The sequence below is a fragment of the Aquimarina sp. EL_43 genome (assembly GCF_943422735.1).
In the GTDB taxonomy this organism is placed as follows: Bacteria; Bacteroidota; Bacteroidia; order Flavobacteriales; family Flavobacteriaceae; genus Aquimarina; species Aquimarina megaterium.
Genome location: NZ_CALSBR010000001.1, coordinates 2,264,761 through 2,289,679 on the forward strand (window position 1 = coordinate 2,264,761; position 24,919 = coordinate 2,289,679).

A 24,919-nucleotide genomic window follows, 5' to 3' on the forward strand; every position below is an offset into this window, starting at 1 on the left:
ATGTATTGCGAGAACGAAGCGGTAGTAATGGTTTCTGTTTTGTAATGTTCTTATTTCTAATTAATTAATAAAATTTAAACGAGTGAAATTTGAATTATTAAAAATATATCAGGATGTTTCCAGTGGGAAGCTTACACAAAAAGAAGCGTTAGAAAAAATCAAAGTTGTAAAACAGCAAAATGCAGAAGAAACCAGAAGTGTGCTGTTGGCAAAATCTGATTGGACACCAGTTGTATTGGATGTCTCTTCTAACGATGAAATAGAATATGAACAATATCATTTGATTTTATGTGAAATATCACATTTAAAAGAGAAGCATATTAGTAGTTCACTTTCGCCAAGTAAGATTTGGAGTTTCCAGGTAGACCAAAAACAACACATTTCCGAGAGGTATAGTGAGTATGCTCTTTCCTGTTTTGAATTGATTCAAAATATACTAATCAACAAACCAGAAGGAAAAGTACTGATTCAGTTGGTTGTACCTAGTGAAGGAGAGAAAATAATTTTAGCAGGGCTTTCCGGATTGTTGAAAACTGCTGCTTTGGAAAATCCATTAATAGTTCCTCAACTTCTTCTTATTGATCCGAAAGTTCAAGCGAATGATCTTGTATTACAACTGAAGGATAACCAATCCAATCCAGATGATCAATTGATAAAATATAAACAAGGTATCCGATATGTTTTAAAGAGAGAAGAAATACATGCTATAGAAGTACACCCCAAAATAGCCTTTAAAGATCAGGGAGTTTATCTAATCACTGGCGGTATGGGAGGTCTAGGTCTTTTATTTACCAAAGAGATTCTTAAACAAACCACACGATCCAGGATTATACTAACAGGGCGTTCTGTATTGACTCCCGAAAAGAAAATACTTTTAGAAGAACTTCCTTCTCGCAACAATGAAGTAGAATACTATCAACTAGAACTAGATAATGCAAAAGAAGTTAATAAACTTATCTCCGATATTGTTAAAGAAAAAGGAATATTAAATGGTATTCTGCATTGTGCAGGGATGACTTCTGACAATTTTATAATAAAAAAGACTAGTGAAGAATTTATCAGAGTATTATCTCCCAAAGTAAGGGGGACGTACAATTTGGATCAGTCCAGCAAGGATATAGATCTGGATTTCATGGTATTGTTTTCTTCGGTAGCTTCTCAATTGGGAAATGTTGGCCAGTCTGACTATGCAGCTGCGAATGGTTTTATGGATGAGTTTGCGATATATCGTAATCAAGAAGTTGCAAGGGGACATCGTATAGGGCATACCCTATCTGTCAATTGGCCATTGTGGAAAGAAGGAGGAATGCAAATAAATAGAGAGAATCAAGAAGCATTACGTAAAAAATTTGGAATGTATCCCATGCCTGCAACTACAGGAATAGATGCATTTTATAAAACCTTAGAGTTAGGTTATGGGCAGGCTTTGGTAGTAGAAGGTAACTCAACCCAAATACGAAGAACATTTCTTGAAAATCGAGAAGAGAAAGCAAAACCTGTGTTAGCATCATCACATAATGGACAACAAGTAGTTTCTACAATAAATACTGAAAATCTTCAAGGAAAAACTGAAAAATACTTATGTGATCAATTTGCTATTTCATTAAAACTAGTCTCCCATAAAATAGATCCTAACGCACCTCTTGAAAAGTATGGTATTGACTCTATATTGGCAATGAGTTTGACAGATCAACTGGAAAAGACTTTTGGCTCTTTACCTAAGACGCTATTTTTTGAATATCAAACCATTCATGAGTTAGCAGAATATTTTAGTAAATCACATGCTTCACAGTTATCTAAGCTTTTTATGCTTGGAAAGAAATTTCAGGAAAAAGAAATAGAAGAAGCTCCTGAGAAAGAGACAGGAAGTAGTAGTAAAATACGATTAAACCGTAGACGTAGAATCGTAACTCCAAAGGGAACAGATAAATTGATTGAATCTGACCCTATAGCGATTGTAGGTTTAAGTGGCCGTTATCCCGAGTCAGAAAATATAGATGCCTACTGGAAGAATCTTCGGGAAGGTAAGGATTGTATTACAGAAGTTCCGAAAGATCGATGGGACTGGAGTGATTATTATAGTGATGATCGTACAGAAGCAGGCCGTCATTATAGTAAATGGGGTGGTTTTATAGCAGGAGTAGATGAATTTGATCCAAGGTTTTTTAATATATCACCACGTGAAGCAACTTCGATAGATCCCCAGGAGCGTTTGTTTTTAGAACATGTTTGGATGGCAATAGAGGATGCTGGATATACTCGGTCGAGTTTACAGATTCCGCATAAAGATGGATTGCCTGGTCAGGTTGGGGTATATGTTGGGATGATGTATAGTGAGTATCAGTTGTTTGGAGCTGAAGCAAGTATGCAAGGTAATCCGATGTCCTTATCGGGTAGTTATGCCAGTATTGCCAATCGAGTATCGTATTTTCTAAACTTGCATGGTCCCAGTATGACCTTGGACACGATGTGTTCTTCCTCATTGACAGCGATCCATTTGGCTTGTCAGGATCTAAAGGAAGGACGTACAGACTTGGGTATTGCAGGAGGGGTTAATGTTAGCGTTCATCCTAATAAATACCTGATGTTAAGTACAGGTCAGTTTATTTCCAGTGATGGTCATTGCCAGAGTTTTGGAGAAGGTGGAGATGGCTATATTCCCGGAGAAGGAGTAGGTACTGTTATCTTAAAGCGACTTTCGGAAGCCAAAAGAGATGGCAACCATATTTATGGAGTAATAAAAGGTAGTTCCCTTAACCACGGAGGGAAGACCAATGGTTATAGTGTTCCCAACCCTAAGGCCCAGGCAAGTGCTATTCGTCAGGCATTGGCAGCATCGGGTACAGACCCTCGACATATCAGTTATATCGAGGCTCATGGTACGGGTACTAAACTAGGGGATCCTATTGAGATATCTGCCCTTACCAAAGCATTTGAGGAAGGTAATGATGTTATTAAGACGGGATATTGCCAGATTGGTTCTGCCAAGTCCAATATAGGACACTGCGAATCTGCCGCAGGTATTGCCGGTCTAACCAAGGTATTGCTACAGATGCGTTACCGCCAGATTGTTCCGTCGTTACATTCAAATCGTTTAAACCCTCATATAGATTTTGATAAAACTCCATTTATAGTAAACCAAGAACTCCGCGACTGGGATGCTCCTATACTAGATGGTAAGGAATTACCTCGAATAGCAGGTATTTCGTCCTTTGGAGCAGGAGGATCAAATGCTCATTTGATTATAGAAGAATATATAGATTCAGATATACTTTCTTTCAATGGATCAGGATCAGATTTTATGATCCCTTTATCGGCCAAAAAGCCATTGCAATTAGAACAGAAGGTAAGAGATCTGCTGGATTTTATCCGTTTTTCGATTGCATCAGGAGATTTTCTTGATCTGGGAGCTATGGCGTATACCTTTCAAGTAGGTCGGGAATCGATGGATGAACGTGTTGGTTTTGTAGCTAGTTCTATCGATGAGTTGACTCAAAAACTAGAATCTTACCTGAAAAGTACAGATAATATAACAGGTATTTATCGCGGTCAGGTAAAACGTGACCAGGACTCACTTACGAGTTATGCGACAGGAGGTTTGGACATAGACCAAATGGTTCAACAATGGATAAAAGATAGAAATTATTCATCTTTGATAGAGGTATGGAGCAAAGGTCAGGATATTGACTGGCAAGAGTTGTATGTAAATACCCATCCCAAACTGATCAGCCTTCCTACCTATCCTTTTGCCAGGGAGCGATACTGGATAGATATAGTGGATACAAAAGCATCTGTAAAGGGCAAGGTTACCTCAGTGCTTCACCCATTGCTGCATCGTAATATTTCTGATCTATCATATCAGGTTTATAGTTCAACCTTTAGAGGGGACGAGTTTTATATCTCTGGTTCTCAGGACCGGGAACTTCCAGTATCGGTGTATTTAGAAATGGCTCGGGCTGCGATAGCGGATTCCTTACCGAATAAGGAAAAATCTATTACCATTGAGTTTAAAGATATTGTTTGGACAGGCCCGTTATCTATCCAAAAGGATTTACGAGTAGATATCGCTTTGTTACCTCAAACCAAAGATATTATAGATTTTGAGATCTATGGCCAGGAAGGAGAAGAAGAATTGATCTATTGCCAGGGAAGTAGTATTGTATCTACTGAGTCATCTAAGGCTATTTTGGATATAGCTATGCTTAAGAAGCAAATAGGTAATGAAGGAATAAGAAGTGCTTATGATCTTCCTTTATCAGAGGTTGTGAGTGTATATCACAATAGTACACAATTATTGATACAGTTAACTCTTCCAGAATCATTGTCATCAAGTGAAGAGGCATATAGATTACACCCAACGATGCTAGAGAATGCACTTCAGTTGGGAAGTCAATTATTTGCTGGAGATCACCAGAAGGTATTACCTATGGGAATAGCTTCCTTAGAGGTAATTGATAGTTGTACCCGTGAGATGTTTGTTTGGCTTCGTCCTTCAAATCAAGCAGGTACCTTAGATATCGACTTGTATAACAAACAAGGCGAAGTATGTGTTCAAGTTCGTGGAGTGGGCTATGAGGGAGAAGTTGAAATCCTGGAGGAAACACCTGTTAGGGAGTACGAAGTATCCGGGGTATCATTACCTCCTAAAGAAGTAGATATGCTACCAAAAGAACTTCCGATTCCCACACGAGTTTTGCATACTACAGATGATACTATTATTTCTTCGGGTGAAGGTTTTGATAAAGTATCAGTTTCTAAACCTGCTAATATTTTACTCAAGTCACTTAATGATATAGATTCTGAAAATATACACCCGAGAGTAACACCCAAAGCAAAGTTTACCCTTGACCATACTGCTGGACATGCATTAGAAGCATCTAATGCTTCAAAGGTGATCTCTTCTATAAAATTATATGATAGGAGTCAGGGAGTTTACAGTCTTGATATTGATACAAAAACAGGCAATACACTTTCTAAAGAATTAATAGAAGAATTGATGCATAGTCTAAACTATGTAAAAACCCTTCCGTTGTTAAAAGTATTGATATTAACAGGCACGGGTGAAACGTTCCTTCAAGGTGATCGGGAGGCTTATAATGAATCTATAACTCAAGGGCTTTACCAATCTATAGTGTCTTTTCCTTATCCAATAATAGCAGAGATGCAGGGAGATGCTATGGGATCAGGTTTCTTACTGGGAGCTTTATGTGATTTTATGGTTTGTAGTGAGGACTCGCGATATGGTTATACAGATATAACAGTTGGATTGTTTCCTTTTAGGGAAGAGGAATCTTTGTTTGGTGAGCGTTTTGGAGATGTGTTTTCCAGGGATTTTTTATATCGTTTTGGATTATGTACAGGTACTTCTTTAAAGAAAAGAGGTTGGAGTGTTCCGATTGTAGCTTCTAATGAAGTGCACCAATATGTAGAAGATCTAGCCTTATCATTGAGTGAAAAGCCTGTAACTTCTCTTGGCTTATTAAAGCGACATCTTGGTCGTGATCTAGAGAAGCAAGTAGCAGGATTAAAGCAGGTAAATACTTTTAAGGCAGAAGATGAATTCACAGGATCTGATAATGTGGTAACCACCCGATCCAAATACATAGAACTGGAGTCCCCTATAGAGGGAGTGCTCACAATCAGGATAGCTACAGGAGATAAAAACTATAAACTAAAAACTCTTATTTCCGGTTTAGAAGATATTTTAAATCAGTTAGAAAATACATCGGCTTATAAGGTTCTTGTACTTAGCAGCACAGCCAAAGACTTTTTAAGGGTATCTAAATTATCAAGCTCAGTAGAGGAGATCAAACAACTTCAAAATCTACTGATTAATGCTCCTGTTCCAGTGATTGCAGCTTTTGAAGGAAATGCTACAGATATAGGTTGGTTACTAGGTCAGTGTTGTGATGTGTGTATCTATCATACCGAAGGTATATATTCGGCTTCGGGGCTAGTTGGAGTAGCAGAATTAGGTAGTTTATCGCTTCCGTTTTTTGTTCGTGGGTTAGGAGATTACCTGGCTCAGGAGGTATTGCTTACCGGTAGGGAGTATAGTGGTTTGGATTTACAGCAGCATACAGGTTCTGTAGTGCTTTCAGCAGATCCGATTACAGAGGCCTTAGATCAGGCTGGATATTGGTCATCGCTACCTATTGCAGTTATACGAGATTGGAAAAAGGCTCAGCAGACGATATTAAGATCGAAATTAGATAAGTTACCAATCTGGATAGAAAGCGAAGAAGTAGGTTCAACCTCATTACCAGAGGTAGCAACAGAAATAGAATTAAGATCAGAAGTTATAAAGGCTACTTTACATCCAGAAGGAATAGTGGAGATAAAGATGGAAGACCGAGAGGCCAAGAATATGTTTTCAGATGCCTTTATGGAAGGAATGATAGAGATCTTCGATCATATAGCCGCATCTTCCATATACAAGGTGGTGATCTTAACGGGATATGATAGTTACTTTGCATCTGGTGGTACCAAAGAGAGTCTATTGGCAATCCAGGAAGGTAAGGCTAAATTTACAGATACGAAGATCTTTCAACTAGCTCTGGATTGTAATATTCCTGTGATTGCATCCATGCAAGGACATGGTATTGGAGCAGGATGGTCTATGGGTATGTTTAGTGATTTCCCAATATTGAGTACAGAGAGTCATTATGTGAGTCCTTATATGAATTACGGATTTACTCCCGGGGCAGGCTCGACGTTGATTTTTCTTGAGCGTATAGGTTATGATCTTGCTCGTGGTACGTTGCTAACGGGAATAGAATATTCTGGAGCGGAATTAAATAAAAAAGGAGTATCCTTACCGGTTGTTTCCCGTAAGGAGATTGGAGAGTTTGCATTTGCATTGGCCAGAGAATTAACGCGTAATACCCGTGATAATTTAATTGCCTTTAAGCATCAGATGACTCATGATGTCAAGGGGCATATAGAGGATATATGCGCACGAGAACTGACAATGCATGATGAGACTTTTGTAGGCCGTTTAGATACTCTAGCTCTAATAGAAGATAACTTTAAAACGACATCAAGTACAAAAAATCAACAATTCATTAAAGAGAAACCAGTTTTATCTTCAGCTAAAAATACACCGCAAGGTAAGTTCACACTACCTATGGTTATTAATAAGCTCAAATTATTATTGGTTGGAGAGCTACACCTGGAAGAAGAAGAAATTGATGAGGATAGTCAGTTTGTAGATCTGGGGTTAGATTCTATTGTTGGGGTTACCTTTATCCGTAAGATCAATGAACTATATCATATTTCATTACAAGCTACTATCGTTTATAGTTATTCTACACTTTCAGCTTTGAGTGCTTATGTGTTGAAAGAAACTAGGGAACAAGAAAAAGAAGTTGTTGTATCAATTGAGTCATCAGTTTCTACTATTACTTCAACTAACACGGTACTTAGCAATGAAAGGCGATCAAATATACTATCGGATTTAAGACAATTATTAGCCAGGGAGTTACACCTGGAAGAAGAAGAGATTGATGAGGGCAGCCAGTTTGTAGACCTGGGACTGGACTCTATTGTAGGAGTTACTTTTATCCGTAAGATTAATGAAATGTTTGGTGTTTCATTACAGGCAACTATTGTATATAGCTATGCTACATTATCTGCATTAAGTGGGCATATACAACAAGAATTAGGAGTTCAAGTAGAGGAAGTGAGCAGTCCGACTGTTGATTTTCTACAGAAAGAAAAAAGAAGACAGCTAAAACAGATCGTAAGAAAAGAACTTAGCTCGTGGCGAAAAGATACTTCATTGCGGAATACTTCATTAAGAACAGATAAAGGTATTTCAGGAGGCATAGCTATTATTGGTATGTCTGGTCAGTTTCCCAAAGCAGAAAATGTTGATGTATTCTGGCAGAATATAGCTGGAGGTAAGGATTGCATCAGTGAGATACCTGAGGGACGTTGGGATATTGATAAATACTATGAAGATGGAGACGCTGTCCCGGGAAAGACCTATAGCAAATGGATGGGAGCACTGGAGGGGTATGACTTATTTGATCCTATGTTTTTTAATATCTCACCAGTAGAGGCCGAAAGTATGGATCCGCAACAGCGGTTGTTTTTACAATCCTGTTGGCATACTATAGAGTATTCAGGTTACAATCCACATGCATTTTCAGGTAGTAAATGCGGGGTATATGTCGGATGTGCTTATGGGGATTATCAAATGTTATCAAGAGAAGATCAATTAAGTGCTCAAGGTTTTACAGGAGGTTCTACTTCAATTCTGGCGGCTCGTATTTCTTACTTTTTAAATTTACAAGGTCCTTGTATATCAATGGATACAGCCTGTTCTTCTTCATTAGTAGCTATTGCCAATGCATGCGATGCCCTGGTATCGGGTAGTATTGATGCTGCTTTGGCTGGGGGAGTTTACGTAATGGCTGGCCCGGATATGCATATTAAAGCAGCGCAATCCGGTATGCTTTCTCCAGATGGTAAATGCCATACTTTTGATCAGCAGGCCAATGGTTTTGTACCTGGCGAAGGAGTTGGAACGGTTATGCTCAAAAGAATAGAGGATGCCGAAAAAGATGGAGATAATATCCTCGGAGTGATCAGAGGTTGGGGCGTTAACCAGGATGGAAAGACCAATGGTATTACAGCTCCTAACACAGAATCACAAACCTTGTTAGAACAACAGGTATATGATCAGTTCCAAATAGACCCAAATAATATCCAGTTGATAGAGACTCATGGTACTGGTACGAAGTTGGGAGACCCTATCGAAATAGAAGGATTACGTAAGACCTTTAAAAAATATACCCAGGAAAAAGAATATTGTGCCTTGGGTTCAATAAAGAGTAACATAGGACACTGTTTAACCGCAGCCGGAGTAGCAGGGGTTATTAAGGTACTACAATCCTTAAAACATCAGCAGTTACCACCCACTATAAATTTTGAACAGCTAAACGAACATATCAATCTGGATGATAGTCCGTTTTATGTAAACACTAAACTCAGAGACTGGAAGGTTGAAGAAGGTCAGCAACGGCAAGCGGCGATCAGTTCTTTTGGATTTAGTGGTACTAATGCACATTTGGTATTAGAAGAATATGTTCCTGAGCCTAGGATAGCAGATCAAAAATCGGTTCAGGTTGTTAGACAAGATGAAGCACTTATGATCCCGTTATCAGCCCGATCAGAAGAACAGCTACAACAAAAGGCATCTGATCTGTTAAGTTTTGTAAAAGAAAAGAAAGGGTCTCTAAATTTGTTAGAGATGTCATATACCCTTCAGGTAGGTAGGGAAGCTATGGAAGAGCGCCTTGGATTTATGATAAGTGAGGTAAATCAACTGATAGAAAAACTTCAGGATTACATCCAGGGTAAAGAGAATATCAATGGTGTATATCGAGGGCAGGTAAAACGAAATAAAGAAGGTCTACGTATCATCAGCAATGATGATGATATGAAAGAAACCATTATAGATAACTACATAAATCAAAGGAAATTATCGAAATTACTGGATTTATGGGTTAAAGGCCTGGAGTTGGATTGGAACAAACTTTACGGAGACCATAAACCTAATCGTATCAACTTACCATTGTATCCATTTGCCAGAGAACGGTACTGGGTTGATAGTGTTGAAGAAAAGAATAGTTATGCAAATGGGATCACAACATCATCCATTTTACATCCATTATTACATGCAAACACTTCAGACTTTAGTAAGCAGAGTTATAGTGCAACATTTAGCGGAAAAGAATTTTTTCTAAAAGACCATCAGGTTTTTAACCAGAAAGTCCTTCCAGGAGTGGCATATCTCGAAATGGCCCGCACTGCTATCGAAAAATCTATGCCTTCACCTATAAAATCTGCCATTTTAGAGTTGAACAACATCATTTGGATTCAACCTTTTGCTATAATAGATGAGAAGAAACAAATAAATATCATCCTGTTTTTAGATGATTCGAATTCTGAACAGTACCCGCAAATAGATTACGAAATCTATAGTCATAATAAAGAAGAAGACATCATACATTTTCAAGGGAAAGCGATTTTTAGTAATCAAACGATTCTAGAAAAAATAGATATTGATCAACTTAGAGATCAAATGACAGTTGGAAAGTTAGCACAAAACAATATTTATAACGCTTTTGCCCAAATGGGACTTCAATACGGACTCGCACATCAGGGGATACAAGTAATCTACCAAGGGGAAAGACAAGTACTGGCCAACTTAACCTTGCCAGAAACAGCTAAAAATGAACAAAATAATTATCTGTTACATCCTAGTTTAATGGATAGTGCTCTGCAGGCCACTATTGGCTTATTTCAGAATCTGGATCAAATTCCAGAGCAACCATTACTCCCTTTTGCACTAGGGTCTTTACGTATAATCTCTGCTTGTGTGCCAGAAATGGTGGTCTGGGCACGGTATGCTAAGGGTAGTAAACCTGGAGATAAGCTTATTAAAGTAGACCTTGATCTATGCGATCAGGAAGGAAATATAGGTGTGCAAATTAGAGAAATGGCTTTTCGTGTTATGAAAAACGAGAAAGAGCCAATGAATACAACAACTGGTGATTTATTGAGCAGAACTATTAATGGGACATCAACTTTTAATGATGCCTATTATCAAAGCCTTATCCAAAGCGTATTAAATAAAGAGCTTTCTGATGAAGAAGCTGTGGAATTAGTTTAACACTGAATTTTCGAGAAAAATTTGAAAGAAAAGATGAAGGAAAACCTAAAAAAAATATTCCAAGATATTTCCAAAGGAAAACTTACGCAAACTGAAGCATTAGAAAAAATTAAAACTATAAAGTTACAAGAACAAGGTAAAGTTATAGGAACAATGCTCTCTACTTCGGTTTGGAGAAAAGATATGTTAGTATCTGAAGGCGAAATAAAATATACTGAGCATCATATCATTTTTTGCGAAATACCTCAGTTAAAGGAAAATGAAATAAAAGAGCTACTTCCAGATTGTCATTTTGTACGTTTATCCTCAGGAGAAGATCAAAGTATTGCCGACCGATATGAACGTCATGCTATGTCGTGTTTTGACTACCTCCAACAGATACTTTCTAATAAACCTCAGGGCAACATATTGATTCAGATAGTCATAGGTAATGACGTAGAACAGGTTGTTTTTATGGGGCTTTCGGGCTTGTTACAAACGGCTACTCTTGAGAATCCAGTACTGAAAGGGCAAATCATACGTACTCAGCTTGATATAGAGGCAAAAGAACTTTCTTTACAGCTTCAAGAAAATGTATCGAGTTTTGAGGATCATCAGGTTAAATATGATCAGAATATCCGTTATGTTTTGAAAAGGGAAGAAATACAGGCGAGTGATGTAAGTCCTAAAATAGCATTCAAAGACCGTGGCGTATATCTTATTACCGGAGGTATGGGAGGTTTAGGTATTTTATTTATCAAAGAAATCCTAAAACAAACCACTCATTCCAGAGTTATTGTAACAGGTCGTTCTGCATTGACTACAGAGAGAAAAGCAATTCTTGAAGCATTGCCGATACGTAACAATACAGTTGAATATCGACAATTGGACTTAAGTAATTTAGAACAGGTAAACCAACTTATAATTACTATCTCCAAAGAGTATAAACAATTAAATGGTATTCTTCATTGTGCTGGTATGACCTCTGATAATTTCATTGTTAAAAAGACAAGAGATGAATTTGGTAGTGTACTCATTCCAAAAGTAACAGGTACTTTCAACCTGGATCAGGCTAGTAAGGATATTGACTTAGACTTTTTGGTGTTGTTTTCTTCTGTGGCATCGCAAATAGGCAATGTAGGTCAGGCAGATTATGCAGCGGCTAATGGATTTATGGATCAATTTGCTGTGTACCGAAATCAGTTGGTTCAAAGAGATCAACGGCAGGGACACACCTTATCTATCAACTGGCCACTATGGCAAGACGGTGGTATGCAAATAGATCAGGCAAGTCAGGAGGTATTAAAACAAACTATGCAAATACAACCGATGGAAACCATTGTTGGAATGCATGCATTTTATTGTAGTCTGGAATTAAACCAAGATCAGGTCCTAGTAATAAAGGGTGATTTATCTCAATTACATAACCATAAAAAAATAGATCAAGAGATTATAAATTCTCCAATGATTACCAACAACGGTCATAGTGATCTTTTTGAAAAAACTGAAGATTACTTGTGTAAAGAATTCTCTTTACTATTAAAGTTGACTTCTCGTAAGATTGACCCTCAGGAACCATTAGAAAAATATGGTATCGACTCCATACTAGCAATGAAATTTACAAGCCAGTTAGAGGAAACCTTTGGTGCTTTGCCAAAAACACTATTTTTTGAATACCAAACTATTAGAGAGCTTACAGAATACTTTGTGAAATCATATCAGCATCAACTAACCGCGCTTTTTGATTCAACACCAGGTAATAGCATTAGTATTGAAAAATTGGCCGATATTAAATCTGAAACCGATGAACGAATAGCGCATAAACTGATTTCTGGTAAACGCTTTAGTCGTTCTCGTTTAACCAATTCTATACACTCAGTTCCTGCAGATTCTATTGCTATAGTAGGTTTAAGTGGTCGTTACCCGAACTCGGTTGATATAGCTGCATATTGGGATAATCTTAAAGAGGGCAGGGATTGTATTACAGAGATTCCTAAAGATCGTTGGGACTGGCGAGCGTATTACAGCGAAGACCGTAGTAAAAGTGGTTATCATTATAGTAAATGGGGTGGTTTTATAGAAGGAGTAGATGAATTCGATCCAAGATTTTTTAATATTTCTCCCAGAGAAGCTGCATCAATCGATCCCCAGGAGCGTTTATTTTTACAACATAGTTGGATGGCGATTGAGGATGCAGGATATACTCGCTCTAGCCTACAGATACCTCGTAAAGAAGGACTGGCAGGTCAGGTAGGAGTTTATGCAGGTGTGATGTACGGAGAATATAATCTATCCGGAAGCTTGGCTAGTATTGCAAATCGTGTTTCTTATTTTTTAAACCTTCATGGTCCTAGTATGACGTTGGATACGATGTGTTCTTCTTCACTAACTTCAATTCATTTAGCGTGTCAGGATTTAAAGGAAGGCCGTACAGATTTAGGGATTGCAGGTGGAGTTAATGTAAGCATTCACCCAAATAAATACCAGATGCTTAGTTCTGGTCAGTTTATCTCGAGTGCAGGTCATTGCCAGAGTTTTGGAGAAGGAGGGGATGGTTATATTCCTGGCGAAGGAGTCGGAGTTGTGGTTTTAAAAAGATTATCAGAGGCTAAGCGGGATGGGAATCATATCTATGGAGTGATCAAAGGAAGTTCACTTAATCATGGGGGTAAGACCAATGGTTATAGTGTTCCTAATCCTAAGGCTCAGGCGAGTGCTATTACAGAGGCACTTAAAATATCAGATACTGATCCTCGTCATATTAGTTATATAGAAGCTCATGGTACAGGTACAAAGCTTGGGGACCCTATTGAGATAGCCGCATTATCTAAGGCGTTTGAAGGAGATCAAACTGAAAAAGATAAGGGTTATTGTTTACTAGGATCAGCCAAGTCCAATATTGGGCATTGCGAATCAGCAGCAGGTATTGCAGGTTTGACCAAAATAGTATTACAGATGGCACATGGTCAAATAGTTCCATCGTTACATTCTAAGCGTTTAAATCCTCATATTGATTTTGATAATACTCCCTTTATTGTAAATCAGGAGTTAAGGGATTGGGATCCTCCATTGATTTCGGGTAAGGTTTATCCTCGTATCGCAGGTATTTCCTCATTTGGAGCAGGAGGTTCTAATGCTCATATTATTCTAGAGGAATACATTAATGTAGATCGTCCTGTTCTAAATACTGATCAAGTTATTGATGTAGGAATTGTTTTATCGGCACGTACCTCTGATCAATTGAAACAAAAGGCAATTGACCTGTTGAGTTACCTTGAGGTGTCTGATCAGGAGAGTACTGATATTGACTTGACTTCGATGTCTTATACCTTACAAGTAGGTCGGGAGGCAATGGATAAGCGTTTTGGCCTTGTGGTGAGTTCGATAGTTGAGTTGAAAGAAAAACTAGAATCCTATCTTGATGATACGAAAGAAGTAGAAGGAATATATCAGGGTGAGGTCAAACGAGATGAAGATTTTTCTAAGTTAGCTACTGATACAGTGATTCAAGAATGGATATCAGATAAAAAGATAGCTAAGCTATTAGACGTTTGGGTAAAAGGTTATGTTATGGATTGGCGCCAATTGTATGGTGATGTACTTCCTGAACTGATGAGTCTTCCGACATATCCTTTTGCCAGAGAACGTTATTGGACAGCTGTTAGTGATACCGCATCACAGGTAGAAAATAATACAGCAATCTCGGTATTGCATCCTTTAGTGCATAGCAATACTTCAGATCTTAAGAATCATAAATATAGTTCGATTTTTAGAGGTGATGCATTTTTTATCTCGAGTTTATCTACTGGTCATAAGGAAATTTCGGCAGCTGTTTATTTAGAAATGGCTCGTGCAGCAATTGCAGAAGCATTACCCAAAGAAAAGACTCCACATTTTTTGGAGTTTAGTAATACAGTTTGGTCAGGTCCTTTAATTTTTAGAGATGATATAGAAGTGCATATCGTCTTATTTGAGCAAACAGAAGAAAGTGTTTGTTTTGAGGTGTATAGTGATATTGAAGGGAAAGAAGTAATTTATTGTCAGGGAGAGGTTATATTACATAATGAGCTTCCTTTAAAAACATTAGACATCAAGGCTCTTAGAGCTAAAATGAAAAGAAGTGTATTGTCTTCTTCCCGCAAGAACATAGCTTCCATTTTTCAGGGAGATAAGCAATTATTGGCAGAGTTAAGTTTACCAGAAGATTTACTTTCAGAAGAAGAAGTTTATGTTTTACACCCAGGTATCCTTAAGGAAGTATTACAATCTGGCTTATTGTTATTTTCTCGTACAGCTTTAGAACCTACTGGTATAGATTCTTTACAAATCAAGAGTAGTTGTGTCGCTAATATGTGGGTATGGGCTCGTTATAGTTCTGGTAGAGCAGATGCTTTAGATATCGATTTATGTGATCAAGAAGGTAATGTATGTGTACAGATGTACGGGGTTAGTTACCAGGAAGTGATTCACGACTTTATAGAGGAAACTTTTAGTCAAGAAGAAGTAATAAAACCATCGTTAGATTTAGAAGAAATTCAGCGATCGCCACGAGAACTATCTATACCGATTCCTTCAAAGATAGTATTAGAAAATTCAGAAGTAGAAAAGTTCACAGATAGTATATTAGAAAAACCAACTCAAATTTTATTAGTTACTCCAGATACTTTTGGTATAGAAGAAATGAAAGATTCTGTGTTGGATAAAACAACTACCACTCTTTCTGATATAATACCTTATAATAATCAGAGAGGAGAACTTTCCAACGCTTCATTAATTAAGTTATTTGATCACGATAAAGGGTTGTATTCACTAGTTATATCTGCACCTGATAAAAATACGCTTTCTTCAGATTTGATTTCAGAATTGGTAGAAGCATTAGCATATGTAAAGGAGATTTCTTCATTAAAAGTATTGTTATTGCGTGGAGGTAATGTGTTCTTACAAGGAGACAGAACATCTTATAATGAATCAGTAAGATCAGGATTATATCAAGCTATAGCATCTTTTCCTTTTCCGATAATTGCCGAGATGAAAGGATCTGCTATTGGAACTGGATTTCTGATAGGAGGGTTGTGTGATTTTATGATGTGTAGTGAAGAGAGTAAATATTCTTATACAAATTATAAGGAAGGATTTTTTCCTCGCTTAGAAGAAGAGTTATGGTTTAAAGAACGGTTTGGAAATGCTCTTGCTCATAGCTTTCTATATCAATCTGAAGGATTAACAGGCAAGGCTTTACAAAAACAAGGATGTAGTTGTCCCATTCTTGCATCGGATCAGGTAAGTTCTTTTACAGAGAGTTTTGCATTAGATCTTTGTGAGAAATCAAAGGATGCTCTGCAGCTATTAAAGCAACATTTGGGGCGTAAGCTATTTACATTGACAGAACAACTGGTTGTAGTACCTACAATACAGGTAGAAAGTACAGTAACTACAAAACCACAACTTACTTTTGATTCAAAGTATTTGAAGTTAGAAACAGATACAGATCATGTATTAACAATTACATTACATACCGGAGGGAAGAACTACTCGCTAGAAAATATTATTTCAGGGTTAAAAACTATTTTTACTCAACTAGATAAAGACAATTATTATAAAGTGATTGTTCTAAGTAGTGATATTGCTGATTTTGTTTCAGTATCTGATTTGGAGGGTTCGAAGGAAGTCGTTTTAGAATTTCAGGACTTGATTCTAGAATCTCCGATTCCCATAGTTGCTGTAATAAATTCTAATGCTAAAGATATCGGCTGGTTGATCAGTTTATCTTGTGATGTTTGTATTTACCATGCACAAGGCGAGTATTCTGTATCAGGTCTTATAGAAGTTCCTGAGCTGGCAATACGATCAGCTATGTTATTTAGTCATCGATTAGGATGTACTACGAGTAAAGAATTACTGCTGGCAGGTAAAACCTATACCGGTACAGGATTACAAGATCAGATTGGTTCATTGATTGTAACAGATGATGTTTTTTCAGAAGCATTAAATCAGGTATCAAGGTGGGTGAAGTTACCTTTAGAAACTATACGGAATTGGAAAAATGCACAAATTTCAATACTGAAGAAAACGATAGAAGAGTTACCGGTTTGGTTTGAGGAGCAAACAAAAACTTCAGAGTTATTACCGAAAACTATAACAGACATTACTCTTAGCACAAAAGTTATAAAAGCGAAGAGTTATCCAGAAGGTATTGTTGAGGTTACGATGGAAGATCGGGAGGCAAAGAATATGTTTTCAGATGCTTTTATAGCAGGAATGATAGAGGTGTTTATGCATATTGCAGAACACCCTTCTTATAAGGTGGTGGTATTAACAGGTTATGACAATTATTTTGCATCCGGAGGTACTAAGGATAGTTTATTGGCGATCCAGGAAGGGAAAGCTAAATTTACAGATACCAAGATTTTTGAATTAGCTCTAGACTGTAAGATTCCGGTGATCTCGGCGATGCAGGGTCATGGCATTGGAGCAGGTTGGTCTATGGGTATGTTTTCAGATTTTGTTTTGTTTAGTGAAGAGAGTCGTTATGTAAGCCCATATATGAGATATGGATTTACTCCTGGAGCAGGAGCTACTTTGATCTTTCCAGATAAAATAGGATATGATCTTTCTCGGGAGACCTTATTGAGAGGAGTTGAATATTCCGGAAAAGCATTACAAGATAAAGGAATGTTTTTCCCCGTTTTTCCTAGAAAAGAGACTCATTCAGCAGCACTTGTACTGGCTCGACAAATAGTAAGATATTCTCGCAAAAACTTAGTTGCGATCAAAGATCAATTGACAGTGCATCTTAAAAAACGATTGGAAACAACGTATAGTCATGAACTGGCGATGCATGAAAAAACATTTGTAGGAAGACAGGATACTTTACAACAGATTGAGAGTCATTTCTATCAAGATCGTACAATTTCGAAAGAAGCTATTAATGCTCCAGAAAAATTACCTGCTGTAAATATTGAAGATACCGTTTCACGTACAGATGTATTACCAGATATTATCTCAGATCTCAAAAAACTACTGGCCAAGGAGTTACATTTATCAGAGGATGAGATTGATGAGAATAGCCAGTTTGTAGATTTGGGGCTGGATTCTATTGTAGGGGTAACCTTTATACGTACCATTAACGAAAAATATGCCCTTTCTTTACAGGCTACTATTGTGTATAGTTATGCTACACTGGCAGCATTAGGGAGGCATATTAAGGAAGTATCAGAAAAACAGGGAATATCTGTAAGTAGATCAGTGACATCAAAAATCACAGATATACCCAAAAAAGAACCAGAGGCAAATACTCAAAGTATATTTCCTAATATTCTTTTAGATTTAAAGAAACTACTGGCCAAAGAGCTACATTTATCAGAAGATGAGATTGATGATAACAGTCAGTTTGTAGACTTAGGATTAGATTCGATTGTAGGAGTAACTTTTATACGTACCATTAACGAAAAATATGGGCTTTCACTACAAGCTACCATTGTCTATAGTTATTCAACTCTGAGTGCTCTTAGTGCTCATATTCAGGATGAAATAAAACAACAGGGAGTACTTATAACAAACTCTACTGTTTCTACTGATATCCCAGAAAAGGTTTTTCAAAGTGATATTCCAAAAGCAGTTAAAGGTAGACGTCTTACATCTTTACGTAAAAGTTTACAAGGAAATGCTAATCAATTCGCAAAATCATCCTCTCGATCACAATCTATTGCAGTTATAGGCATGTCGGGTCAGTTTCCAAACGCAGGTGATGTAGAATCATTTTGGCAGAATATTGCTCAGGGAAAAAATTGTATTCGTGAGATTCCTAAGAAGCGTTGGGATATTGAAAAGTATTATCAGGCAGGAGAGGCTGTTGCAGGCAAGACGTATAGCAAGTGGATGGGAGCTTTAGAAGGCTATGACCTTTTTGATCCAATGTTTTTTAATATATCTCCTATTGAGGCAGAAAGTATGGATCCACAACAGCGATTATTTTTAGAGGCCTGTTGGCATACGATAGAACATGCAGGATATAATCCGCATGTATTTTCGGGTAGTAAATGTGGGGTATATGTAGGATGTGCAGCCGGAGATTATCTTCAGCAATCAAAAAAACATCAATTGAGTGCTCAGGGATTTACTGGTGCTGCCGGTTCTATTTTGGCATCACGAATTTCCTACTTTTTAAATTTACAAGGGCCTTGTGTCTCTATAGATACTGCCTGTTCCTCTTCATTAGTAGCTATTGCTAATGCATGTGATGCTTTGGTATCGGGTAGTATTGATTCCGCTATTGCAGGAGGCGTCTATATAATGGCGACACCTTCTATGCATATTATGAGTTCACAATCTGGTATGCTTTCTCCAGATGGTAGATGCCATACTTTTGATCAGCGAGCCAATGGTTTTGTACCAGGCGAAGGAGTTGGAGTGGTGATGCTAAAAAGGTTAGAAGATGCAGAAAAAGACAACGACACTATTTTGGGAGTGGTACAAGGATGGGGTATTAACCAGGATGGAAAGACTAATGGGATTACGGCTCCTAATACAGAATCCCAAATACAATTAGAACAACAAGTGTATGATCAATTTGATGTAGATCCGAATAATATTCAGTTGATCGAGACGCATGGTACAGCTACCAAACTGGGAGACCCTATTGAGGTAGAAGGGTTACGTAGGTCTTTTCAAAAATATACCGAAGAAACAGCATATTGTGCCTTGGGATCAGTAAAAAGCAATATTGGTCACTGTTTAACAGCAGCCGGAGTGGCTGGTTTTATTAAAGTGCTACAGGCTATGAAGTACAAACAGTTGCCACCTACTATAAATTTTGAACAACTAAACGAACATATTAATCTGGATGATAGTCCTTTTTATGTAAATACAGAATTAAGAGATTGGGAGGTTAGGGAATCACAACAACGTCAGGCCGCGATCAGTTCTTTTGGATTTAGCGGTACCAATGCACATTTGGTAATGGGAGAGTACGTTTCTCAGAACCAGGAAGCGGTTAAACGACCTGTTCAGGTCATTACACAAAACTCGGATTTTATAGTTCCTTTATCAGCCAAATCTGAAGAACAGTTAAAACAAAAGGCTTCAGATTTATTGGAGTTTATTAAAAAGGAGAAGGGTGAGTTAGATTTGGTTAATATCGCATATACTTTACAGGTAGGTAGAGAAGCGATGGAAGAACGCCTTGGTTTTATGGTGAAGGATATCGATCAACTTGCAGAAAAACTTCGAGCTTATAGTGAAGGAGAGGATTCTATTCGTGGTGTCTATTTGGGGCAGGTGAAGCGCAATAAAGAAGGTTTGCAAATCATTAGTAATGATGATGAGATGAAAGAAACCATTGTAGATAACTATTTAAGTCAAAAGAAACTATCGAAATTACTGGATTTATGGGTTAAAGGTCTGGAGTTAGATTGGAACAAACTCTACGGAGACCATAAACCTAAGCGTATCAACTTGCCATTGTATCCATTTGCAAGAGAGCGCTATTGGATTGAAAAAACGGTTGATAATTATAAAAAAGCTCTAGAAGTACTTCATCCATTAGTACATAAAAATACTTCAGACCTTCGTCAGCAAAGCTATAACACCATATTTGATGGTGAAGAATTTTTTATCAGAGAAAATAAGATTCAGGGCGATAACGTCTTACCAGGATTAGCTTGTTTAGAAATGGCTCGAGCAGCTATGATATTGGCAAATGCTCCCCAGGATGAATCTGCAGTAATTGAATTACATCATGTTTTGTTTACAAAACCAATTGTGGTTGAAGAAACAAAGGAAGTTAGAATAGCATTGTTTGCAGGTGAGCAAATAGGTGTTGAAATTTATAGTACTGAAGAAGAACAAGAAATATATTTTCAGGGACAAGTTACGTATAGTCATCTAAATGAACCTGCTACACTTGATATTTTGCAACTCAAAGATGAAATGAAACAGATTGCTCTGAAACCTAATGACATATACACGGATCTATCAAAAAAAGGATATGTGTATGGTTCTACTCTTCAGGGAATCTCAAGTATTTATCGAGGAGATAATCAATTATTAGCAGAAGTAAGCATACCACTTCTAGAAGAAAATGATCAAAAAGGATTTGTACTCCATCCTTCGATCATAGAAGGAGTGATGCAGGCATGTATCGGTTTAGTTACTGATATCGAATCTCTAAGTCAACCATTATTCCCGACCTCGTTAGACGCTGTACGTATAATATCTTCCTGTACGAAGGAAATGAATATCTGGGTACGCATTAAAGATATAAAGACGACTAATCACGTACTAGATATTGACTTTATCGACCAGCAAGGGAATATTTGTATAGAAATGAGAGGGCTATCCTTACAGAGTCTTGACGAAAAAAACAATACTTCCGAAAATGTAGAAAAAGCGATTGAAGTATACCAAGACAAGTATGATACTGCTGTTCTACAACCAGAAGAAGTATCTCAAAGTTTATTTTTTAAGGAATATTGGAAAGAGCAACCTCTTACTTTAGGTAATTCATTAACTAATAACAAGCAGATTATCATTTTTGCAGATAAAGAGTTTAAAGAGAGTATTGTAAATACCGATAATACTAGTCAGTTTGCAAAAGCAATTTTTGTATTTCAAGAACAGAAATACGAAAAAATTTCTGAAAACTTTTATCACTGCCGCCTCAATAATGTATCAGATATTCAAAAAGTGCTTAAAGATGTAAACGATAAAAGCAATAAGTCTATTGGACTAATATATACTTGGGCAAAAAATAATAAAGAAAAAGGGATTCATGCATTGTTTAATGTATTTAAAGCCATTAAAAGATTTGATAATCCCGTTGATATTACATTAGTAGGTAACTATGCCCCTTTATCTGTAGAAACATGCTGGGATTATTCCTGGATAGGCTTTGAGCGTTCCCTAAAATTGGTATTGCCTAATTCAAAGATATCATTACTTTATACAGATTCATCCGGATGTACGCCTCTGCAATTATTAGATGCCATACAACATCCTAGAGTAATTTGGTATAAAGATCAGCAAAGGTTTGAATTATCGTATAGGCCATTTAATCTTAGTAATACTACAAAAACACCAGTACTCCATAAAAATGGCAGTTATTTAATTACCGGAGGTGTTGGAAAACTAGGGTTTGAGTTGGCGCGTTATTTGGCTAAAGAGTATCAGGCAAAACTGTTACTACTTGGTAGAAGGCCATTAGTCTCTGAAATTCAGGAAAAGATTGATCAATTAAAACAAGAAGGAGCCAAAGAAGTTTACTATTATTCTGTTGATATTAGTAATAGAAAAGCAATAACGTCCTGGGCAAAAAATCTTCCTTTTAATTTATCAGGTATTATTCATGCAGCGGGAGTTGAAGGTTCTGAAGTTTTTTATGAAAAAACAACAAAAAGCATCAATGAGGTACTTCAACCTAAATCTAAGGGAATAATCGTATTAGATGAAATACTAAATGAACAACCTCTGGATTTTGTATGTTATTTTTCATCATCAGCCGCTATGTTAGGTGATTTTGGATCTTGTGATTATGCAATAGCAAATCGTTTTCTAATGGCTTATGCTTATTATCGTGAGCAGAAAAACCAAAATAATGGAAAATCTGTCGTTATAAACTGGCCTTTTTGGAAAGATGGTGGCATGGGTAAAGGCGATTTTGAGCAAGCTGCATTTTATCTTAAAAGCAGTGGCCAGGAGGTACTCGAAACATCAGAAGGAATAACAATATGGAATGACATTATCCAATCTAATCAAACGCAAACACTGGTACTTAAAGGTAAACCTAAACGTGTTGAACAATTCTTAGATCGTACCTACGCAGCAGAACCACTTGATCAATTACCATCGAATATTCAAAACCAACATGCTCACATGGGTAAAGGGTGGAAGGCGCAATATCAGGACCTTTCACTACAAGAATGTATTTATGCTGATCTTATCAAGCTTGTATCTACAAGCCTGAAAATACCTTCAGAAAAACTGGACGGGGTGACTAATCTGGCAGATTATGGCTTTGATTCTATTAGTTTAACAACATTTGCCAAAGAACTAAGAACACATTTTTTTATTACAATAACTCCTGCTGTATTCTATAATTATTCGACTATTAAGAAGTTAAGTGATTACTTCGTTCAGGATTATCATAGTCACTTAGAAGAATTTTATAACAAACCACAGAATAAAGTAATTGAGAGACAACAGGTAGATACGAAAAAACCAGTATTAAAGAAAACCGCAATCCCAAAACGCTTCTTACAAACTAAGTCCAAAGGTACGTCATACTTTTCGAGCTCAGCTCAGGAACCTATTGCTATTATAGGGATGTCGGGACGTTTTCCAGGAGCCGATACACCAGATCAATTATGGAAAATGCTAGAAAAAGGAGAGAGTGGTATTAGCGAGATTCCTTTATCCCGCTGGGATTGGCGTGATTATTTCTCAAAATCCGGAGATTCAGATAATAAAATCAGTACTAATAAAGGAGGTTTTATTAACAATGTGGATGAATTTGACCCTTTGTTTTTTGAAATTACACCTAGAGAAGCAGAAGCTATGGATCCCGGTCAAAGGATGCTTTTAATTGAAGCGTATAAAGCAATTGAAGATGCTCAAATTGATCCTTCATCACTACGAGGAACCCCGGTTGGTGTTTTTGCAGGAATGGAAGAAAGTCAATATAGTTCACTTATTTCTGATGAACAAGGAGTTGGTAATAGTGGCAATGCCATGATATCTTCCAGGTTGTCATACTACCTCGATTTACAAGGGCCTACAATTGCGACCAATACAGCCTGTTCTTCAGGATTAGTAGCCATGCATCAGGCAATCATGAGTTTACGAAACAGAGAATGTGAATCAGCATTAGTTGCTGGTATCTCTTCTTTGATTTTATCGCCAGAATTCTATGTTAAGATGAGTCAGGCAGGAATGCTCTCACAAGATGGTCAATGCTATAGCTTTGCTAAAAAAGCTAACGGTATTGGTGCTAGTGAAGCAGTTGTAGTGCTTATGCTAAAACCCTTATCAGCAGCCATTGAAGCAGGTAACCCTATTTACGGAACCATTAAAGCCAGTGGTATCAACTTTGACGGGAAAACTAATGGAGTTACTGCACCTAGCGGTAAAAGCCAAGAAGCACTAATCAAAAATGTTTATACCAATTATGATATCAACCCTCGAGACATTTCGCATATTATTGCGCATGGTACCGGAACAAAATTAGGTGACCCTATTGAACTAAATGCCTTAAATGATGCCTTTAAAAAACTCATTGAGGAGCGACCAGATTCAAAACAAACGACTAATTGTGCCATAACAAGTTGTAAAAGTAACCTGGGGCATACAATGGCGGCCTCAGGATTGGTAAGTGTGGTTAGTTTGTTAAAAGGGCTACAGCATAATAAAATACCCGCTACTATTAACTGTGAGGATGAAAATGATTATATAAGCTGGGAGAACAGCCCGTTTTATATTAATAAGATCACCAGAGAATGGAAAAAAGAAGAAGATAAACCTCGTATGGGAGGTATAAGTTCCTTTGGACGTAGTGGTACTAATGCTCATGTAGTCATTGAAGAATATACAACACCAATGACTCTTCAATTTTCTTCTGCTGTACACCCCAGAGAAGATGCACAAGTTATGATTGTTCTATCAGCTAAAACAGAGGAACAACTACTACAAAAAGTTAGTGATCTGTTAACTTTAATAAAAAATCCGGATCAAACTATTGATCTGCTTTCCATAGCTTATTCCTTACAGGTAACCCGGGAAGTTATGGAGATACGTTTAGGGTGTATTGTAAACTCTGTTGAGGAGTTAGTAGATAAACTACAGGCATATCTTAATTCAGAAAAAAATATTGAAAGCTTTTACAGAGGAGAAGCAAAACACTATGATACCTCGATATCCATATTTAATTCAGATACCGATTTACAGGAAACTATTAACAAATGGATAGCGAATAAGAAACTTTCGAAAGTACTCGAATTATGGGTTAAAGGTCTGGAGTTGGATTGGAACAAACTCTATGGAGAAGTTAAACCTAAATGCATTAACCTACCCAAATACCCATTTGCCAAAGAGCGATATTGGATCAAAGAAACGACATCAAAGCATATTATAGAAAATACACCTGTAGCAATTAATAAGAATTATGAAATCATTGAAAATCTTGTCGATCAGATTGAAAGTGAATCCATTGCAACAGATCAAGCTATTGGCTTACTAAAGAAATATAGCACATATTAATAAATACTTAAG

General features: G+C 37.2%; 2 protein-coding genes. Both read left to right on the forward strand.

The annotated features are described in order from the left end of the window. Nucleotides 1-82 precede the first annotated feature (82 nt). Nucleotides 83-10,681, forward strand: coding sequence for an SDR family NAD(P)-dependent oxidoreductase (locus NNL09_RS09960; RefSeq protein WP_254514231.1), 10,599 nt, complete (start codon nucleotides 83-85; stop codon nucleotides 10,679-10,681). 33 nt (nucleotides 10,682-10,714) lie between these two features. Next, nucleotides 10,715-24,907 carry an SDR family NAD(P)-dependent oxidoreductase gene (locus NNL09_RS09965; RefSeq protein ID WP_196911694.1) on the forward strand — a complete coding sequence of 4,731 codons (14,193 nt, stop codon included), beginning with the start codon at nucleotides 10,715-10,717 and terminating at the stop codon, nucleotides 24,905-24,907. Nucleotides 24,908-24,919: the final 12 nt, after the last annotated feature.